23 protein-coding genes are annotated in these 18,788 nt (G+C 62.6%); 14 read left to right on the top strand and 9 right to left on the bottom strand.

The window, feature by feature from the left end:
* Window positions 1–49: 49 nt before the first annotated feature.
* From AC3CCE_RS20180 to AC3CCE_RS20160, 5 genes are all read left to right on the top strand, one after another.
* Window positions 50–622 carry a DUF192 domain-containing protein gene (locus tag AC3CCE_RS20180; protein ID WP_352625784.1) on the top strand — a complete coding sequence of 191 codons (573 nt, stop codon included), beginning with the start codon at window positions 50–52 and terminating at the stop codon, window positions 620–622.
* 10 nt (window positions 623–632) lie between these two features.
* Window positions 633–1,400: an alpha/beta fold hydrolase gene (locus tag AC3CCE_RS20175; RefSeq protein WP_352625786.1), complete on the top strand. Its 768-nt coding sequence runs from the start codon at window positions 633–635 to the stop codon at window positions 1,398–1,400.
* A gap of 56 nt (window positions 1,401–1,456) precedes the next feature.
* Window positions 1,457–1,828, top strand: coding sequence for a hypothetical protein (locus tag AC3CCE_RS20170; protein ID WP_352625788.1), 372 nt, complete (start codon window positions 1,457–1,459; stop codon window positions 1,826–1,828).
* Between the two features lie 70 nt (window positions 1,829–1,898).
* Window positions 1,899–2,213 (top strand): hypothetical protein, encoded by a 315-nt coding sequence (locus AC3CCE_RS20165; RefSeq protein WP_352625790.1) that lies wholly within the window; start codon window positions 1,899–1,901, stop codon window positions 2,211–2,213.
* A gap of 39 nt (window positions 2,214–2,252) precedes the next feature.
* Window positions 2,253–2,753, top strand: coding sequence for a GNAT family N-acetyltransferase (locus tag AC3CCE_RS20160; protein WP_352625792.1), 501 nt, complete (start codon window positions 2,253–2,255; stop codon window positions 2,751–2,753).
* Here AC3CCE_RS20160 and AC3CCE_RS20155 read toward each other — a convergent pair.
* Window positions 2,750–3,364, bottom strand: coding sequence for an HD domain-containing protein (locus tag AC3CCE_RS20155; RefSeq protein WP_352625794.1), 615 nt, complete (start codon window positions 3,362–3,364; stop codon window positions 2,750–2,752). The two genes, AC3CCE_RS20160 and AC3CCE_RS20155, sit on opposite strands and share 4 nt — an antisense overlap.
* 133 nt (window positions 3,365–3,497) lie before the next feature.
* On the opposite strand from AC3CCE_RS20155, the gene cysE reads away from it, so the two are divergent.
* Both cysE and AC3CCE_RS20145 read left to right on the top strand, forming a co-directional pair.
* Window positions 3,498–4,346: a serine O-acetyltransferase gene (gene cysE, locus AC3CCE_RS20150; protein ID WP_023667506.1), complete on the top strand. Its 849-nt coding sequence runs from the start codon at window positions 3,498–3,500 to the stop codon at window positions 4,344–4,346.
* Between the two features lie 256 nt (window positions 4,347–4,602).
* Complete coding sequence (locus AC3CCE_RS20145; RefSeq protein WP_006200852.1) at window positions 4,603–4,806, top strand: DUF3126 family protein; 204 nt, start codon at window positions 4,603–4,605, stop codon at window positions 4,804–4,806.
* 288 nt (window positions 4,807–5,094) lie between these two features.
* On the opposite strand, the gene AC3CCE_RS20140 is transcribed toward AC3CCE_RS20145, so the two are convergent.
* Window positions 5,095–5,820, bottom strand: a complete 726-nt coding sequence (locus AC3CCE_RS20140) for a hypothetical protein (RefSeq protein WP_352513664.1) — start codon at window positions 5,818–5,820, stop codon at window positions 5,095–5,097.
* 110 nt (window positions 5,821–5,930) lie between these two features.
* Between AC3CCE_RS20140 and AC3CCE_RS20135 the strand changes: the two genes are divergently transcribed.
* Both AC3CCE_RS20135 and AC3CCE_RS20130 read left to right on the top strand, forming a co-directional pair.
* Complete coding sequence (locus tag AC3CCE_RS20135) at window positions 5,931–6,299, top strand: DUF6949 family protein (RefSeq protein WP_352513665.1); 369 nt, start codon at window positions 5,931–5,933, stop codon at window positions 6,297–6,299.
* 85 nt (window positions 6,300–6,384) lie between these two features.
* On the top strand, window positions 6,385–6,912 hold the full coding sequence (locus tag AC3CCE_RS20130; protein WP_352513666.1) for a gamma carbonic anhydrase family protein: 528 nt from the start codon (window positions 6,385–6,387) through the stop codon (window positions 6,910–6,912).
* Between the two features lie 244 nt (window positions 6,913–7,156).
* On the opposite strand, the gene AC3CCE_RS20125 is transcribed toward AC3CCE_RS20130, so the two are convergent.
* From AC3CCE_RS20125 to AC3CCE_RS20115, 3 genes are all read right to left on the bottom strand, one after another.
* A complete protein-coding gene (locus AC3CCE_RS20125) occupies window positions 7,157–7,765 on the bottom strand; it encodes a transglutaminase-like cysteine peptidase (RefSeq protein ID WP_352513667.1) in 609 nt (202 codons plus the stop codon).
* A 288-nt stretch (window positions 7,766–8,053) separates the two neighbouring features.
* Entirely contained in the window at window positions 8,054–8,671 is a 618-nt protein-coding gene (locus AC3CCE_RS20120; RefSeq protein ID WP_023667501.1) for a PilZ domain-containing protein, read from the bottom strand.
* A gap of 124 nt (window positions 8,672–8,795) precedes the next feature.
* Window positions 8,796–9,431, bottom strand: a complete 636-nt coding sequence (locus AC3CCE_RS20115) for a PAS domain-containing protein (protein ID WP_023695380.1) — start codon at window positions 9,429–9,431, stop codon at window positions 8,796–8,798.
* A gap of 400 nt (window positions 9,432–9,831) precedes the next feature.
* Here AC3CCE_RS20115 and AC3CCE_RS20110 point away from each other — a divergent pair, with 400 nt between their 5' ends.
* The 4 genes from AC3CCE_RS20110 to AC3CCE_RS20095 all read left to right on the top strand — a co-directional run bounded on the left by AC3CCE_RS20110 (window position 9,832) and on the right by AC3CCE_RS20095 (window position 13,364).
* Window positions 9,832–10,599 carry a rhomboid family intramembrane serine protease gene (locus AC3CCE_RS20110; RefSeq protein ID WP_352513668.1) on the top strand — a complete coding sequence of 256 codons (768 nt, stop codon included), beginning with the start codon at window positions 9,832–9,834 and terminating at the stop codon, window positions 10,597–10,599.
* 138 nt (window positions 10,600–10,737) lie between these two features.
* A complete protein-coding gene (locus AC3CCE_RS20105; RefSeq protein WP_023667498.1) occupies window positions 10,738–11,169 on the top strand; it encodes a CBS domain-containing protein in 432 nt (143 codons plus the stop codon).
* Between the two features lie 202 nt (window positions 11,170–11,371).
* Complete coding sequence (gene gatB, locus AC3CCE_RS20100; RefSeq protein WP_352513669.1) at window positions 11,372–12,871, top strand: Asp-tRNA(Asn)/Glu-tRNA(Gln) amidotransferase subunit GatB; 1,500 nt, start codon at window positions 11,372–11,374, stop codon at window positions 12,869–12,871.
* 4 nt (window positions 12,872–12,875) lie between these two features.
* Window positions 12,876–13,364: a GNAT family N-acetyltransferase gene (locus AC3CCE_RS20095; RefSeq protein WP_352513670.1), complete on the top strand. Its 489-nt coding sequence runs from the start codon at window positions 12,876–12,878 to the stop codon at window positions 13,362–13,364.
* Window positions 13,365–13,380: 16 nt separating this feature from the next.
* On the opposite strand, the gene AC3CCE_RS20090 is transcribed toward AC3CCE_RS20095, so the two are convergent.
* The 4 genes from AC3CCE_RS20090 to panB all read right to left on the bottom strand — a co-directional run bounded on the left by AC3CCE_RS20090 (window position 13,381) and on the right by panB (window position 18,049).
* The gene (locus tag AC3CCE_RS20090; protein WP_050485847.1) at window positions 13,381–14,781 is read right to left on the bottom strand and encodes an ArnT family glycosyltransferase; all 1,401 of its coding nucleotides are present in this window, start codon (window positions 14,779–14,781) and stop codon (window positions 13,381–13,383) included.
* 183 nt (window positions 14,782–14,964) lie between these two features.
* Complete coding sequence (locus tag AC3CCE_RS20085) at window positions 14,965–16,125, bottom strand: helix-turn-helix transcriptional regulator (RefSeq protein ID WP_023738939.1); 1,161 nt, start codon at window positions 16,123–16,125, stop codon at window positions 14,965–14,967.
* A gap of 224 nt (window positions 16,126–16,349) precedes the next feature.
* Window positions 16,350–17,222: a pantoate--beta-alanine ligase gene (gene panC, locus AC3CCE_RS20080; RefSeq protein WP_444849040.1), complete on the bottom strand. Its 873-nt coding sequence runs from the start codon at window positions 17,220–17,222 to the stop codon at window positions 16,350–16,352.
* Window positions 17,219–18,049, bottom strand: coding sequence for a 3-methyl-2-oxobutanoate hydroxymethyltransferase (gene panB / locus AC3CCE_RS20075; RefSeq protein WP_023681501.1), 831 nt, complete (start codon window positions 18,047–18,049; stop codon window positions 17,219–17,221). Before panB ends, panC begins: the two co-directional genes overlap by 4 nt.
* A 325-nt stretch (window positions 18,050–18,374) precedes the next feature.
* On the opposite strand from panB, the gene AC3CCE_RS20070 reads away from it, so the two are divergent.
* Window positions 18,375–18,773, top strand: a complete 399-nt coding sequence (locus AC3CCE_RS20070; protein WP_023710575.1) for an NADH:ubiquinone oxidoreductase subunit NDUFA12 — start codon at window positions 18,375–18,377, stop codon at window positions 18,771–18,773.
* The last annotated feature ends 15 nt before the right edge of the window (window positions 18,774–18,788 follow it).

The following is an 18,788-nucleotide window of genomic DNA, read 5'->3' as shown; positions in this document are numbered from 1 at the left end:
ATACCTGAGACCACTTTTAGGGATCATGGTCTTTGGTCGAGGATTTCCAATGGCGTACAGGAACTGGCTGACAGCGGGCGCGCTCTGCGTCATCGTTGCGGTAGCCGCAGGCGCTTACTTCTATTCCGGGCAGCCGACCGCATCCCAGCAGACGATCGCCGACGGTCAGGCGATGATCCTTCCCGTCGATCCGACACCCTTGGTCGTGGCGACGAAAGGGGGCAATAAATCCTTTTCCATCGAAGTCGCCGACACCGACTCGGAACGCGAGGCCGGCCTGATGTATCGCCAGGATATGGCCGACAATCATGGCATGCTGTTCGTCTTCGAGATGCAGAAGCAGGTCGGCTTCTGGATGCACAACACGCCGATGCCGCTCGACCTGATCTTTGTTGGACAGGACGGCAAGGTCCGGGCCGTCAAACACGGCACTCCATTGTCCGATGCAGTCATCTCGCCGGGTGTGCCAGTGCGCTTCGTGCTGGAGCTCAAGGCTGGCACCGCCGCCAAAAACGGCATCGACTATGGCGATCTGCTGCGCCATCCGGCCGTCGGCACGGTGTCCGGCCCCGGCATGCCGCCATCGGACAAGGGCAACGCGCCCACGCCCGGCGCCGGCTGAGCCGCTCCCGATGCAATTCTTCTCCCATGACGGGTTCGACTTCGCCTTCCTCGACCGCCGGCCGGCGTTGGGGGCGGGCGATCCGGTGCTGATGATCCACGGCTTTGCCTCCAGCCACTATGTCAACTGGGTATCGCCCGGCTGGTTCAAGACGCTGAACGATGCCGGCTATCGCGCCATCGCGTTCGACAATCGCGGCCACGGCTCGTCGTCGAAAAGCTATGACGAGGCCGACTACACCCCGGCCAAGATGGGCTCGGACGCGGCGGCCCTGCTCGACCATCTTGGCATCGGCCGCGCGCATGTCATGGGCTATTCGATGGGCGCGCGCATCGCGGCGTTCCTGGCACTGTCGGATCCCGACAAGGTGGCGACGCTTGTCTTCGGCGGGCTCGGGATCGGCATGGTCGACGGCGTCGGCGACTGGGATCCGATCGCCGAGGCGCTGCTGGCCAACGATCCGGCCGCCACCAGCCATCCGCGCGGTCGCTCGTTTCGCGCCTTTGCCGATCAGACGCGCAGCGACCGCCGCGCGCTGGCCGCCTGCATCGCCACGTCGCGCGAACTGCTCAGCGAAGACGACATGACGCGCATCGCCCAACCAACGCTGATTGCGGTCGGGACGACAGACGATATCGGCGGCTCGCCCGACGAGCTCGCCGCGCTGATGCCGAACGCCAAGGTGTTTCACATAGATGGCCGCGACCATATGCTGGCTGTGGGCGACAAGACCTTCAAGCAGCGGGTTTTGGAGTTTTATGCCGAAAATCCGCTTTAACCGGTAAGCGATTTTCGGGCGATATGAATTGGGCGGCCGGCGAGGGGTGGCAAACAATGGCACAATGGGGAAGACGCGCCGACGCTCTGCCGGGCGCCGTCGTGACAAGCAAGTTCGGCAAGCGTTCCGTCATCCTGGCGCTGCTCGCCTTCGGTGCCGGTGTGATAGCGCTGACCACAATGGTGGCGCTTCCGACCCACGCATCCGAGCGTGCCCAGAACATCGCCACGGGTTTCTTCATGGCGGTTTTCCTGCTGGCAGGGCCGTTGGCGCATATTGCCGGATTGATTTTCGGGCTGATGGCGCTGGTGCGTTCGAACGATAGCCGCGTGCTTGGGGTCGTCGGCATCCTGCTCAACGGCGGCTCCTTGGCGGTTGGCTTCCTGCTGCTTGTGGCAATGGCATCGACGATAGGCGCTTTCACCTGATCGGGGACGAGTAATGGCCGGATGGGGAAGAAGCACGATAGCAATGCCCGGCGTGGCGGGGCGGAGCAGCTTGGGCAAACGCTCGGTGATCCTGGCCCTGCTGGCGTTCGCAATGGATTTTGCGGCGGTGGTCACGCTGGCGTTGATGCCAGGCGAGGCGTCGCTGGCCGCTCAAAACGTCCTCGGCGGGGTTTTTCTGGTGGTGTTTCTCGTTGCGGCGCCGCTGGCGCACATCACCGGCGTGGTTTTTGGCTTGATGGCACTGGGACGTTCAAACGACAATCGTGTCCTCGGCATCGTCGGTATCATCCTCAACGAGCTGTCGTTGGTGATCGGCCTGTTCTTTGTTTGGGCGGCCACCAAGTCCGTTGGCGCCTTCAGGTGATCGATCTTCGTCTAGCTTGCAGCCGGAGGCGGTGCCGCTTTGGTTGACCTTCTCGTCACCTATATGGACATGCGCGAACCGAATTCGGCGCCGGCTTTCGACTGCCCGCTATCGGGCGCCACGGTGGCGCGTGAAACACTTGATGTGGCCGACTATATCAGCCTCTACCACGCGGTCGGCGAGCCCGTGCAATGGGACCAGCGGCTGCGCATGCCGGCGGAAGACCTCGAGCGCCTGCTGGCGCTGCCCTCGACACATATCCACGTGCTGCGCCTCGAGGGCGTGGCCGCTGGCCTGTGCGAATTCAACGGCGTCGGCCAGCCTGAGGTCGAGCTGGTTCATTTCGGGCTGATCCCCGTCTTCCACCGCCGCAGGCTTGGGCCATTCCTGCTCGACCAGGCGCTTCGCGCCGTCTGGTTGCATGCGCCGCAAAGGGTCTGGCTTCACACCGACACCTTCGATCACCCTGGCGCGCAAGCGGTTTACCGGCGCGCCGGTTTCAAAGCCTATGCGCAGCGCATGGAGACATTTCCGGATTAGGATTTGAGCGTTGCTAGAGACCGCGCCAGGTTTTGCCTGGCCTGGGGCTCGAACCTGTGGCGGAATTCCTGCGTGTGAAAAATATGCTGGCGCGCGAGGAAAGTCTTGAGAATCGCGCCGCGGCCGGCGCGCCACATAGGCTCCTCGACCCAGCCATATTCGCGTCGGACCGCTTGTTCATAGGCGTCGAAAGCGTCGGCTGACGCACCCAGTATCGCCAGGTCCATGTCGAGGAAAAGCGCTGCGTCGCGGAGGGCGTTCTCATCGGCAAGGCCCCGTGGTTGAAGGCTGGGCAGTTCATGCGTGGCAGTGGCGACGATCATCGCCGCGATGCGGCCGAGGCGCTCCGGATCGGTGCGGGCGGCAAGTTTGTCCTGCGCAAGTGCTGCACTCCTGGCCTCGTTGTCCTTGGCGCGGCTGTCATATATGGCGTCATGGAACCAGATTGCGGCTTCGACGGCGCCGGAATCATGCAGCGATGCTCGATATTCGTCCGCCAGCGCCAGCAACGCCTCGATATGGGCGAGGTTGTGATAGTGGCGATCCGGAGCTTGATAGAGCGCGGAGAGCGCGCGTTTCAGCGGAGCGTCGATCAAGGGTTCGTTTTCCATGGCGGCTTGAATTTCCGTGAACCAAATCCATTTCACCGAGCACTAAGGAAAATTGAGTTCAATCGTGCTATGATCTGGCTTATATGTGCCGCCGGAGAATAGGCAAGCGGCCAGGACGCAGGACAAGACGTCGATGAACAGCATCAGCATTTCTCGCCCCACAATGGTCCAGCCGGTCGATCCGATCTGGCGTTCGGTCCGCGACGAGGCGATGGAAGCGGTCAACCGCGACCCGCTTCTGGCGGCGTTCCTCTATTCGACCATCCTCAACCAGGAGAGCCTGGAGGAAGCTGTCATCCATCGGCTCGCCGAGCGGCTCGCGCATCAGGACATCGGCTCCGACCTCATCCGCCAGACGTTCAAGTCGATGCTGGCCGACGACAAGGAATGGTCGTCGATCGTGCGTGTCGACATCCAGGCCTATTACGACCGCGATCCGGCCTGCGACCGCTTCATCATGCCGGTGCTCTATTTCAAGGGTTTCCATGCGATCCAGACGCACAGGCTGGCACATTGGCTGTGGAATCAGGGCCGCAAGGATTTCGCGCTCTATCTGCAGAGCCGCTCGTCCTCGGTGTTCCAGACCGACATCAACCCGGCCGCCCGCATCGGCAAGGGCATCTTCATCGACCACGCCACCGGCCTCGTCGTGGGCGAGACGGCGGTGATCGAGGACGATGTGTCGATCCTGCACGGCGTGACGCTGGGCGGCACGGGCAAGGCCGGCGGCGACCGCCACCCCAAGATCCGTTACGGCGTACTGATCGGCGCCGGCGCCAAGATTCTCGGCAATATCGAGATCGGCCATTGTTCGAAGATCGCGGCAGGCTCGGTCGTGCTGTCGCCGGTGCCGCACAACAAGACGGTTGCCGGCGTACCGGCCCGCGTCGTCGGCGAGACCGGCTGCGACCAGCCTTCGCGCCAGATGGACCAGCTTTTGCCGTCGCAATCGATGGACCAGGTCGTCAGCTTCGACATCTGATTTGCAACACCCGGCGCGCCGGACTGAAGTCCGGTTGCCGGCGCCGTTGCCTCTGAAGCATGATGCCGAAAAGTGTGAGGCGGTTTTCGGACGACATCATGCTCTACCTCCTTGATTTAGAGGCGGATTTGGATTCGACCTGAAATCATCCGGCCCCAGGGTTCGCGTTCTATCCAGCCGGCTTGCCTTTACATCGCCATTGTCGACGTGCCAGAAGCGCGTTCCAACGAGCAAGCCCGACGATCGGAGAAGACTTTTGAAGCCGGACGAAATCAGAAAGCTGGACGCCTATTTCAAGCGCGTCTTCCAGAATCCCAAACTCGAGGTGAAGGCGCGGCCGCGCAAGGAAGATTCGGCCGAGGTCTATGTCGGCGACGAGTTCCTCGGCATCGTCTTCAAGGACGAGGACGACGGCGACTATAATTTCTCGATGGCGATCCTCGACATCGATCTGGCCTGATCGCGGAACTGGGGATCGGAGTTGCCTATCTCCAACGAAGTGGGGAGATGAAGAGCAAGCCTCGGCGATCCTTCCCACCCCCCTCTGTCCTGCCGGACATCTCCCCCGCAAGGGGGGAGATCGGCAGTTCCTCGGCTCTTCTTCTGCAACCTCGATAATTGGCGAAAGTAGTGATGGGGGCGTAATCTCCCCCCTTGCGGGGGAGATGTCCGGCAGGACAGAGGGGGGTGCTGTCCCGCCAACGTTCGTAACTTCTGCGCCGCTTCGCTTCGCCCGAACAGAGGCAGGCTAGCGCCCCGTCTTCAGGACGCGCGTGGCCTCGGCGACGATAGCGGCGTCAAGCGCCGGCCAGTTGCCCAGCAACTCCCGGGGAAAGCGGTAGGTCAGGCTGAGGCTGTCGCCGACCTGGATGTCGCGCTCGCAGGGCGCCAGCGATTCCTCGGCGCTCGGTCCGCTCAGGCAGCGGGCGACGAACGGGTCCTTGCCGGCCCGGCCGGCGACCGCGAGCACCTCGTTGAGATAGCCTGATTTTTCCGTAAAACCGTAAATCGTCGTGCCGCCGGGGCCGGGCGCGCCGGGCTGGCTTATGAGCGCGCTATAGATCGGCACGAAACGGCCGCTCATGTCGCGCGACATCATCTGCGGTTCGAACGACAGGAAGATGATGTTCTTGGCCGTGCCCGTGTGGTTGAAATCCTCGCGTGCGGCTTCGCTGTAGCCGTCCATCTGGGGATAGCGCAGATAAAGGTCGAGGCGCGAAGCGATGCCGTCGCGCCGCGCCTGCAGGAAGCGGATGGCGTTGGCCGGCACGGCAATGACATTGTTGCCAATCACCACCCTGTGGACTGTGGTGTCGTCGGTGTAGCCGGCCATGGCGATCGAGCGGCCGAACCATTTTCCGCCAAGGCTGATCGCCAGCGACAGCAGCGCCAGTGCGGCAAAGGCATAGAACACCCGCTTCATCAGCACGGAATCGACGACGTTGAACCCTTCGGCGGTCGCTGCCTGCTTCATCGCAATCCCCATCGTCGCCGCCGTCTGTCCCTGGGCGGCACACATGCCGTGGCACGGCTCTTGCTGCGCTGGACGCGACTGTGCGATCTCATGGTAAACGGAAGGTAAAGATGAGCCTGCTGCTGCCCGTTCTCTTCGCTTCTGCCGTCGGCCTCACTGCCTGCGGGCTTACCGGGTCCGTGATGGAACTGGCGGCGGGCCGCCGGCTTGCCTTTGCCGAGCCTTATGTGTCGCCGGCGTACATCCTGCGCTCGCTGGCCGCGACCGCTTGCGCCGGTCCGTTCATGCTCGCCAACGATGCGCTCGATGCGCGGCGCGAAGGCCGTATTTCGATGCTGATGCTGGTGTCCTGCGGCTGCACGGTGATCGCCTGGGCGCTGGCGCTGGGCATCGTGCTGATCGCCATTGCCTCCTGGGGCATTGGCTCTCCTGGTGCGCTTCAGCTTTCGGTGGAATCGCTGGCGCGGTATTTGCCTTGAGGCAATTGCGGGGGAAAACCGGCACGCGGTTTTCCTCGGATTGTTCTAGGGTTTGTCCCGGCCTGCGACGAATCGGAGACTGCAAATGCCGACCTATGCAATCGACGGAAAAGCGCCCCGCTTCGAGGATGCCGGCAGCAACTGGATTGCGCCCGATGCGACCTTGATCGGCGACATCAGCGTCGGCCGCAATGCCGGCTTCTGGTTTGGCGCAGTCATCCGCGGCGACAACGAGGCGATCGTCGTCGGTGCCGACAGCAATGTCCAGGAACACACGGTGATGCACACCGATCCCGGTTTTCCCCTGAGGATCGGGCAGGGCTGCACGATCGGCCACCGCGCCTTGCTGCATGGCTGCACGATCGGCGACAACAGCCTGATCGGCATGGGCGCCATCGTGCTCAACGGCGCCAGGATCGGCAGGAATTGCCTGGTCGGCGCCGGCGCACTGGTCACCGAAGGCAAGGAGTTCCCCGACAATTGCCTGATCGTCGGCTCCCCCGCGCGGGTGATCAGGACGCTGGACGATGCCGCGGTCGCCAAGCTGCGCGCCTCGGCCGCGCAATATGTCGCCAACGGCAAGCGCTTCAAGGCCGGGCTGAAAGAGGCCTGAACTCTATTCCTGTTTGACGATGATCTTTTCCGAACGGCAGGTCAGCGCAGAAAAAATCGTTTCTCGCTTTCGCTGACGCGGTCCTCCGGTTCGGGATCATGGTCCAGAAATGGTGGAGCCGGCCCGGGGACGGGGCCGGCTCCTTAAAACCCGGTCGTTGGGGACGGGGAGGGTGGGGACTCGACCGGGCTTTCTCGTTAGGCACGTCGCATTATTCGATGTGCTTGACCTCTGTGATGGCGTCCTAGCGGACGCTGGCAACCGCGTCGGCGCGACCGTCGTTGATCGTCACCCACACGCCGGAATTCTGGTCGGACTGGCGCTTCAGGTATGTATAGTCGGTGTCGGTCCAGGACAGCACCTTGGACTCCAGATTGTCGAGGATGAACTCGCCGAGGCTGGTGCGCACGGTCAGCACCGCGTGGCCGTCGCCATTTTGTTGGCGCGCCACGGTCATCAAGAGATTGCCGGCGGGAACGCCGAGCGCCATCAATTCGCGGCGCTTCTCCAGCGCATAGTCCTCGCAGTCGCCGAAGCCGCTGTCGGGATAGGACCAGACCTCTTCCTTACCCCAAATTTCCATATCGGTGCGCGGCACGATCCGGGTGTTGACCGAATTGTTGACGTCGACGATCGCCGCCCACAGCTTGCGGGTCAGTTCGACCGGTGCCTGCTTCGGCGTGCGCTGAGCGCACTCCTGCGGCAGCTTCTGGCAGAATTCGTAGTGACCGACCGGCTGTGTCGTGCGGCCGCCAGTGTGCATGTAGGCCGGTCCTGCTGCTTGCGCCGTTCCCCAAGCGGAAAGCTGCATCGCCATTGCCAAGAGCAACAGCTTGCCCCAAATCTTCGCCATTGGTCAGTCTCCCCGTTTGAGGAGACAATGACAGCGCTGGATTTATTTGACGCAAAAACCCGAAGTAGACATTGAGTAAAAGCTCAATAGAATACGCGTAAAATTTGACCTATTTTAATATAAAATCGTTCAGGTCTCGGCGTAAAACCGCGGTGTCGGGGCGCGGATTTCCGGGTGGAGCCGTGGATTTGCTGCGTGCCGCTACAAGCTGGAGAGGCAGGCGGAACGCCGGCAACAAAAAACCGGCCGCGCAGGGCCGGTTCGTTTTTGCTGCCTGTTGCCGATCGTTCAGGCGCGCGGGGCGTTGAACTCGGAATCGAGCGTTTCCGGGCGCTGGATGACGGCGAATTCGATGGCGACGCCATCCTCGAAATGACGCACCACCTGGCCACGCATGGTGCCCAGCATGACCTGGATGCCGAGCGCCGGCTTGACGTCGATCTCGACCGCCGCGCCCGACAGCGACAGGTCGATGATGCGGCACTGATACTGGCGCCCGTCGGTGAGTTGCAGGACGCTTGTCGGGTTGCGCGGCGCCACGCGTTCGTGGCGACGGTCTTCCGGCAGGTCGAGTTCATGCTTGTTGGCGAGCCAGGTCAACTGCGCGGCAAGCTTGTCCTTCTTGCGATCCGAGGCAATGACGGTCATGGCGAAGCCGTCCTGCGAGGTGCGCGTCACCACGCCCTCGATGCGGCCGATATGATCGATATAGGCAATGATTTTTTCGCCCGGCATGCCGACGCGCTCGGTGCGCAACGCGACATTGCCCGGCGACATGTCGACGACCTGGCAAGGGTGCTCGGTGCGGTCCTCCAGCATGAAGCGCCCGTAGATCTTGACCCGGACGCGCTGAAAGTTACGCCTTTCGGCGCGGGACGGTGCGTATTCGACCGCCGCTGACCTCATGACTGCCTACACCCCGTTGGCATTCCCGCGTCGTGCGTGGAATCTCGGCAAAAACTACAGCCAAGCAGGTTAACAAAGGGGAAAAGTGGGCCCCCGATAGTTAAGATTAGCGCCGGCTTGGAGACTATTGCTCGCGCCCGCCGTCGAACACGACGAGGTGGCGGATACGGCGCGACCGACCGAGCGCCGAGATGGTCTCCGGCGCTTCGAGTTCGGGAGCCAACGACGGAACGGATATTTCCGGCCGGTTTTTCAGGAACATCGGGTCCTTGTCGGGATCGATGACGCGGATGGCATCGATCAGCGCATCGGTGATCGGGTCGGCGCCCAGCCAGAACGGCTTTTCCACGGCGCTGATGACGCCGAGGCAGCGCGGGTTCTCGACGCCGCCATCGAGCGGCAGCGCAAGCAGTTCGAAGTGGTTGGAACGGCCGTTGCGGCTGAATCCCTCATAAGTGATCGACACCACGGATTTCTGCTCGAAAACGCCGTGAATGAGGCGCGACACCAGCCGCTGGTCCTTCTCACGCCATAGCGAGGGGAACGAAAACCCCTTGAGCTCGCGGCCGTAGCCGGCGCAAAGCCTGGTGCCGGCAAGCCGGAACACCGCTTCGCCGCGCGTATCCCTTTCCAGGATGAAGGTGTCGGCCAAAAGCGCCTTGATGTCGGCCGGTTCGACCTCCGAACGCTTTGGGGCAGGACGTCCACCACGCAGGCGATTCCAATAATGGAACAGCGCGATTGATCCGTTCTGGTTCATGCTATGAAACTCCGCGCATTCTGCCGTCTGATGGTCCCATCGGTGAACAGAAAGGGCGCCCTCCGATGACCTACATGCGTTCCGGAGCAGGATGCGTGCCAGCGTCGTTAAGACTTGTTCACGGGTCGGGGACGTTAAGGTTAACAAATGGTTTACGTTGCGCGCACAGGCTCGCCATGGCACACCAAAACCACTCCAGAAGCGGTCGTTTCGCGACGACCAACAGCACTTCGGTCAATAGTTTTAGGGGAGCAGGGGGCTCGACCAGCCGTTCAAGGGAAACCTTGGACGGCTTCTTTTTGATTCGCGGTTTGTGATTCGCGCTTTGTGATTCGTAGTTTGTGATTTGTCCGGGCATGGCCTAGATGCTCGCGACACGCAAATCCCTGGATCAGAGCATATGAGCGAACCGGCCGGCCCCTTGGAGACCGAACAGACCGAGGAGGCGCCGCCGCCGCGCCGCGAGCCGGTGTTCAACCTGCCACCGGCGGTGCTGGCGGTGATCGGCATCTGCGTTGCCGTCTTCCTGCTGCAGCAATATGTGCTGACCGAAGAGCAGCAGATAACATTGCTCACCGACGGCGCCTTCATTCCGGTCCTCTACACCGGCCAATACGGTTTCGACTGGTTCCTCTTCACCCGTCCTTTCACCTATGCCTTCATGCATGGTGGCGTTGCCCACATTGCCATCAACATGGTTGCGCTGGCCGCCTTCGGGTCGCCGCTGGCCAACCGTCTCGGCTGGTTCTGGTTCGCCTTGTTTTTCGCCGCCACCGGGCTGGCCGCGGTGGTGCTGTTCTGGGCGGTCCATCCATATGGCGAAGCACCGCTGGTCGGCGCTTCCGGGGCGATATCGGGCATGATGGGTGCGGCGGCTCGCTTCGGGTTCCGTACCGACCGCTCCTCCGGCAGGGCGGCATTTGCCGGTCCCGTGCTGCCGATCGCAATCGTTTTGCGCATGCGCGGCGTCGTCAATTTTCTCGGCGCCTGGATGGTCATCAATCTCGCCACCGGCCTTTACGGTCTCGGGCTCGGAGAACCCGGCCAGATCGCCTGGGAAGCGCACATTGGCGGCCTCGTCGCCGGCTTCTTCGGGTTGCGCTGGTTCGACCGGCGCTGGCGGGCGCCTGAATGGGAGATCCCCGACGACCAGCGCACCCCCGACTAGCGCACTCTATTGGGGCACCCCACTGGCCCACCCCACTGGCACACTTGAAAAGCAACCGATCACGGCGCACGATGTTCACTCTTATGTGAAGCCGGTCAGGGCGGGAGCTGGCTAGCCAAGCAGGAGGAGGAGGACGCCATGACGGTTAAGGCAATTCTCGAGAGAAAAGGCCATGACGTGTTCACGCTCGGGCCGAATGTAAAGCTCAGCGAAGCCATTCGAATCCTGGCCGACCACAAGATCGGTGCACTGGTCATCACCAATGGCGATCGCAAGATCGTCGGCATCCTTTCCGAGCGTGACATCGTGCGGGTCGTTGCCAGGGAAGGCGCTGCCGCACTTGATATAACGGTACGCTCGGCGATGACGCCGAAAGTGAAGATCTGCAACGAGAACCACACGGTCAACGAGGTGATGGAGATCATGACCAAAGGCCGTTTCCGCCATCTGCCGGTGGAAAAGGATGGGCTGCTCGACGGCATCGTGTCGATCGGCGACGTGGTCAAGCGCCGCATCGAGGATGTCGAGCGCGAGGCCGACGAAATCAGGGCCTATATCGCAACGGCCTGACCTGACGAAAGGACCGCCGACCGGAATACCGGCCGGCGGCGTTCATTCTATCGGTGCCGAGCGGCCGAAAGCGGCTGAAAAGCCAGCCCGCTGCTCTGCGCTGCTTTGGGCGCTTGTCTCGCGAAGCGGTTTGCACTAGCGAAGACCGATTACCCAAATTCGCGAAAATCGCAGTTTTCGCGAGCCAAAAGCGCAGGCCACCATGACCCTTATCGATACCCGCACGCCCGACGCCAAACGTTTTATCCCCGGCGCCACCGGCGATTGGGAGGTCATCATCGGCCTCGAGGTTCATGCGCAGGTGACCTCGGAAGCAAAGCTGTTTTCCGGGGCGTCGACGACTTTCGGCGCGGCGCCCAATGCCAATGTCAGTCTGGTCGACGCGGCCATGCCCGGCATGCTGCCGGTCATCAATGAGGAATGCGTCAAGCAGGCGATCCGCACCGGCCTCGGATTGAAGGCGCAGATCAACCACAAGTCGGTGTTCGACCGGAAAAACTATTTCTATCCCGACCTGCCGCAGGGTTACCAGATATCGCAGTTCAAGCAGCCGATCGTCGGCGAAGGCACGATCGTCATTTCGGTCGGTCCCGACCGGCAGGGCGAGTTCGAGGACATCGAGATCGGCATCGAGCGCCTGCACCTGGAGCAGGACGCCGGCAAGTCGATGCACGACCAGCATCCGACCATGTCCTATGTCGATCTCAACCGCTCCGGCGTGGCGCTGATGGAGATTGTCTCCAAGCCGGACATGCGCTCCGCCGACGAGGCCAAGGCGTATGTCACCAAGCTGCGCACCATCGTGCGCTATCTCGGCACTTGCGACGGCAACATGGACGAAGGCTCGATGCGCGCCGACGTCAACGTCTCCGTTCGCAGGCCCGGCGGCGAATTCGGTACGCGCTGTGAGATCAAGAACGTCAACTCGATCCGCTTCATCGGCCAGGCCATCGAGTTCGAGGCGCGCCGCCAGATCGCCATCCTCGAGGATGGCGGCAAGATCGATCAGGAAACCAGGCTGTTCGACGCCGTCAAAGGCGAGACGCGCTCGATGCGCAGCAAGGAAGAGGCGCATGACTACCGCTACTTCCCCGATCCCGACCTTTTGCCGCTGGAGTTCGACCAGGCCTATGTCGACGCGCTGGCCAAGGAGTTGCCGGAACTGCCCGACGACAAGAAGGCGCGCCTGATCTCCTCACTTGGCCTGTCGACATACGACGCCTCGATCCTGGTGTCGGAAAAGCCGATCGCCGACTATTTCGAGCAGGTGGCCTCGGGCCGCGACGGCAAGCTTGCCGCCAACTGGGTCATCAATGACCTGCTCGGCCAGCTTAACAAGGCCGGCAAGGGCATTGAAAATGCTCCTGTAACACCGGAGCAGCTCGGTGCCGTGATCGACCTGATCAAGGAAGGCACCATCTCCGGCAAGATCGCCAAGGATCTGTTCGAGATCGTCTGGAACGAGGGCGGCGATCCGCGCCAGTTGGTCGAAAGCCGCGGCATGAAGCAGGTCACCGACACCGGCGCCATCGAGAAAGCGGTCGACGAGGTGATCGCCGCCAACCCCGACAAGGTCGAGCAGGCTCGCGCCAAGCCGACCATGGCCGGCTGGTTCGTCGGCCAGGTGATGAAAGCCACCGGCGGCAAGGCCAACCCGCAGGCGGTCAACGATCTGGTCAAGGCCAAGCTCGGTATCGAATAGAACAATGTTCGTCCGCACCGCCAGCGAACGTGACCTTGCCGCCGTCCGCGCGCTGCTGGTCGAAACCTGGCACGCAACCTACGACACGATCTATGGCGCCCAGCGGGTGACCGAAATTACCGACGACTGGCATTCGATCGCCTCGCTCAAGGCGCGGCTGACAAGGCCGAACTCGGAATTCCTGGTCGCCGATGACGGCAAGCGTATCGGCGGCATGGCTTTTGCCGCCGCAACGACGGATGCGAAGATCGTGCTGCTGAACCAGCTCTATGTACTGCCGGCCTGCCAGCGGCAAGGCATCGGCCAGGCCTTGCTGGACGAGGTCGAAGCCAGCTTTCCCGAGGCGAACAGGTTGCGCGTCGAGGTGGAAGAGGCCAACGTGCCGGCCATCGCCTTCTACCGTTCGAAGGGATTTTTGCCGGTCGGCAGCACAGCCGATTGCGGCGGCGGTTCGGGGTTGCCGGCGCTGATCTTCGAGAAGCCGCTGGGATAGGCGTCCGGCGAAACGTTCAGTGCTGTCCCTTCAGGACGACCAGATAGCCGCGTTCCACCGGCTGCCGGAAGGCGATCTGTTCGGATGTGCCCGGATCTTTCGATTGCTTTTCGATGACGTAGCCGCCGGGATGAGACTTGAGCCATTCCTCAGGCTTGTCGGCGTTCTCGAATGGCTTCTCTATTCGCCCAAGGAAACCGACCTCGCCCTGATAGTCGTAAGCGACGGCCCAGTCGGCGTCCTTTCGTTCGTCGATGAAGCTCGCCAGCTGCGTGAGATCGTAGCGTTTGAACACGGTCGCCGAGGCGGCGGCGTGGCCGATGGCGAAAAGGGCAAGCATGACAAAGGCCGTCGCCCTCAGCCTGGCGACTGAAATCTCGGCCATGAAATAGCCCAGCAGAATGGTCGCGAACGGTAGTGCCGGCACGACATAGTGCGGCTGCTTGCCGGATATGGCGCTGAAGACCAGCAGCACCGCAATGAACGAGAACGACAGCAGGCGCAGGGCACGCAGATCCGGGGATTTGGTGTCGATCAGGCTGCGTATCCGGGCAACCGGCCTCAGCCGCCACACCGGGGGGATAAAGGCCCAGGGCACGAACATGAGCGGCAACAGCATCAGGTAAAAGTAAAACGGCCGGCCATGCGAATTGTGCAGGCTTCCGGTAACCCGACCTGCCGACTGGTTCCAGACGAGATCGTAGACGAAACTGCCCTTGGTCAGGATGGTCGCGGGCGCCAGCCATATAGCGACCGGGACAAGGGCGGCGAGAATTGCCAGGCCGGCTCCGGCAAAGAACTGCAAAGGGGCAAGGCCGGCTCGCCGGTCACGCCAGAGGGGATAGAGCAGGACGGGCGCGCCGATGTGAATGAGCACGACCGGGCCTTTGGCCAGCACGCCGAGCCCGATGAAGAGACCCGCCAGCACCGCCTGCCAGCGGTTGCCGGTCCTGGCGAAGCCCAGCAACGCCAGCAGTGCGGCGACCACACAGGCCGTCAAAAGCATGTCGAACAGGATCAGGGTCGAATAGATGACAAAGACGGTGCTGCCGGCCACCAGCCAGGGGATGCGACTGGCGATTTCCGGGCGCTCGGGAAACAGGGTTTTGGCCAGAAGTGTCGTCAGCCAGATGACCAGCGACGAGGCAGCGAAGATGACGAGCATCGCCGCCGCGCGGCTCACACCGAAGATGTTCCAGACGAGATCGATGAGCCAGAACAACAGCGGCGGCTTCTGCAGATAGGGCGCAAAGTTCATCGTCGGTACGAAGACATGTCCACCGAGATACATCTCCCAGGCGACGCTGAGATAACGCGTCTCGTCGACCGGCAGTAGCGGACGGAAAGCGAGCGCGATGCAAAGCAGGGCCAGCAGGAAGAGGTAAGGCAGCAGCCGTTCAATTCGTGTCGGTATCAAGTTCGGGGACCGCCCAGGAAATGGTTTTCCACGTCCGGTCGTGCACGATGCACCGTCTCCGGACCGGAGCAGAACCGCACCATGATTTTGGCCGAATTGCAACGATGCCGGCTTGGTATTGTGGATTACGCCTGCGTACCGGCAAATAGTTGAAAAATTTGATGATTGGCTCCGAGTATGGCTTCAGGCCGAGCGCAGCGGCGGCGTCAATTCGCGCATCAGGAGTTCCAGCTCTCGCTGGTCGCCGGTGGCGGTCTTGTCGAAGATGGTTGCCAGCTGTGATTTGACGGTGCCGTCCGAGACGCCGCTGGCAGCCGCGATTTCACGCCGTGTCAGCCCGGCGGCGACATGGCCGGCGACACGCTTTTCCGCTGCGGTCAGTCCGAACAGCGCAGCGATCGCTTCCAGCGCCGGCACTGATGCGGCGCCGGCGGCGGCAATGAAGATGGCCGCGGCGGCGCGCGGCGACATGCGGGCCGAAATGTCGCGTCGCGCCAGAGGCATGACATGCGCCACCGCCGGAGACATGGCCTTCACCAGCGGAATGTTGATGCCGGACGGTCCGAGCGCGAATTCGTCGCGCGTGCCGAGCTGGACGGCGCGGCCGATGGCGGTGTTGGCGTTGGCATAAGCGAAGGACAGCTGGCCGCGCACCGAGGACACTGAGGCGGTTTCGGTGAGCAGGGCTTCGGCTGCCGGATTGGCGAAAATGATCTGCATATCGTCGGCGACGATCAGCACTGGATGGTCGAGGCTCTCAAGGATCGAGCGAAAGATGTCGGCCTTGCGCCGCTCGGCCTCGAACAGGTCGCCGATGGTCACCGCACGCCGGACATGGGGGGCGAGCCTGGACATCAGGTCGATATCCCTGGCTGAAATCTGGGGCCTGTCCTTGTCGGTAACCACCATCAGCGTGCCGGTGCGCGCCGGCTGCTTCATCAGCGCTACCCAGAAGAAATCGTCGAGACGGTTGGGTTCCACCCACTCGCGCACGATGCGGCTTTCGAGCCAGTTCTGGCGGGCGTCAGGGCCTTGCAGGGCGTAGACGCTGTCGACGGTCAACGGTATGTCGACTTCCATCTTCGGCACCGCCTTGAAAAAGGGCACCTCGCAGGCGTAGTCGCGCTGCAGCGGCTCAAGCAGAACCGGATCGCCGCAGGAAGTCGAAAACCGGGCCGAGTTTCTCGCCGTATCGACGACCGCCAGCATGGCAAGCCGGCCGAGCGCCAATTTGCAGATTGATTCAAGCGTCGATGGCCAACGGCCGACATCGACAATCGAATCGTAGATTGCCTCGACGATCTGCGGCAGGGCGCGACCGACTATGTTGGCCTGGACAGACACGTAGAGCCTCGTAAGGATTGCAGCGTAGTGGCAGGTCACACACTGTCTCTGCCTGGGGTCGCACACAACATAGCCGGCTTGGTTACGTCTGTGAAACGTCTCACAGCGGCGTTCGGTGTATCGTGAGCGCTTACGGGCTGGCCAGAACGTACCTGATGAGCCGTTGTCTAAGAGCGCTCGGGCCGCTCTGCGATACAAATCAAAGTGAACGGAATTGGAATTTTTCAGGGAATAAATGAGTAAACTTCCACATTGTCGATCAACCTGGTTCTGCCAAGCCACGCCGCGGCAAGCAGGCGGCCATCGCCGTCACGCCGCCACGAGGTGAGCGTCAGGCTCTCGCGCGCGGCGACATAGTCGACGCTGTCGAAGCCTGCCTCGAGAAGCGCGGCAGTGGCTTTACCGGTCACGCCGTTTTCATCGGCACCGGCCGCGAGCGCTGCCGCCGTCTGGCGCAAGATGACATTGAGCTGTCGCGCGACGTCGAGCTCGGCGGCGTCGAGATAGGCGTTGCGCGACGACATTGCCAGGCCATGCGCATCGCGCACGGTTGGCGCGCCGACGATTTCCACCGGAAGGTCAAGATCGCGGCAGAGCTTTCGGACGACGCAAAGCTGCTGGTAGTCTTTTTCGCCGAAGATGGCGTAGTCGGGCAGGGCTTGCAGAAAGAGCTTGGCCACGACCGTGGCGACGCCCTCGAAGAAGGTCGGCCTGAAATCCGATTCCAGGCCAGAAGACGGGCCGCCGACCGAAATCTTCGTCGCAAAGCCTGCCGGATACATTTCGGAAACCGTAGGCGTGAAGGCAAGCTGTGCGCCGGCCTCGGTCAGCCGGTCGAGATCGCGGGCCAGCTGCCGCGGATACTTGTCGAGATCTTCAGTGGGGGCGAACTGGGCCGGGTTGACGAAGATGGAGACGACGCAGCGATCGGCCGTTGCGAGCGCAGCCCCGACCAGCGAGATATGGCCGTCATGCAAAGCGCCCATGGTCGGCACCATGGCGACGCTCAGGCCTTCGCGCCGCCATTCGCGGATCTGCGCGCGAAGGCCGGGCACGGTGTCGACGACGAGCGGCTGGCGGATGGGGGGCCGGTTCATGCCTTGTCCTTGTCGCTCGCGGCTGAAAAGACGTGGCCCGGCCCGGGGAAGGTGCGGCTGCGCACCTCCGCCGCATAACGCGCCGCGGCATCGGCGACAGCGCTGCGCAAATCGGCGTATTCCTTGACGAATTTCGGCACCCGGTCGACCGTCAGGCCGACCATGTCGTCGATGACCAGGATCTGGCCGTCGCAATCGCGGCTGGCGCCGATGCCGATGGTAGGAATGGTAATGTGCCGGGTGAGGTCGGCGGCAACGGTCTCGACCGTGCCTTCGATGACCAGCGAAAACGCGCCGGCCTTTGCGACCGCGTCGGCGTCGCGCATGAGCGCGGCCACATTCTCCGGCGTGCGGCCCTTGATCTTGTAGCCACCGTCCTTTTCCACCGATTGCGGCTGCAAGCCGATATGGCCCATCACTGGAATGCCGGCCGTGACGATTGCGGCGATCTGGAGGGCGACTTCGACGCCGCCTTCCAGCTTCACCGCCTCGCAGCCGGTTTCCTCAGAGATGCGGCGCGCCGAGGCAAGGGCTTGCGCGGCCGAAGTCTCGTAGCTGCCGGCCGGCATGTCGACCACCACGCAGGCCTTTGACGAACCGCGCATCACGGCCTGGCCATGGGCGATCATCATCTCCAGCGAGGCGCCGAGCGTGGTCTTGTGGCCATGCAGCACCATGGCAACGCTGTCGCCGACCAGGAGAAGGTCGACATGATCGTCGAGCAGGCGGGCGACGGGATAGGTGTAAGCGGTAAGGCATACGACCGGCACGCCGCCCTTGCGGGCGCGTATTGTCTCCGCACTGATCCTGGCGACAGCTAAGGCCATTCCTCACCTCCCGCAGCCGGCGTTGACTACAGCGCCGCGCGTCCCGTGGACGCGCAAAGGACGCTGTAGCACTTTGGTTTGCGCATGATCCTTTCCGAAAATCGATTTCGATTTTCGGGGTCATGCGGCAGCGCCGGGCGATGAGAGCTTTAGGAAGACGCAGCCGGCTTGGCAAGCGTCGGTTCGCAGGTGCGAAATGGATCGGCCAATGACCGAGCGTTTGGGCATGCCGTCAGTGCCGCAGGCGCCGCAAAACCCTTGCCTTCGCCAAGGCCTGACGCCATAAGCAGGGAACAGCCACCGCCGCGCGCCCGCGAGGATCTGAATGAAAACTTTCCTTCTGCAGTTTTTCACCTGGTGGAACCGCCAGACGCTGGGAACCCGTTTTCACACCTGGCGCCACGGCAACAAGGTCGGCCAGGATGGGGCCGGCAATGTCTACTACGAAGGCGGCGTCGATTCGGAAGGCCGCACCCGCCGCTGGATCATCTACGCCAATTATTCGGAGGCGTCGGCGATCCCTCCGGGCTGGCACGGCTGGATGCATCACCGCGTCGATGTGGCGCCGCCAAGCGACGACTATCGGCCGCGCGAATGGGAAAAGGCGCATGAGCCGAACCTCACGGGAACACCGGCGGCTTATCGCCCGAAGGGTTCCGTGCTCACCAATCAGCACCGTCCGCAGGTGACGGGCGACTACGATGCGTGGACGCCTGGTTCTTGACCGCCGGCCGGTCCT

The sequence above is a fragment of the Mesorhizobium sp. P160187 genome (assembly GCF_057766425.1).
The sequence above is the reverse complement of the archived record's forward strand: the minus strand, read 5'-3'. Positions and strand labels throughout refer to the sequence as shown.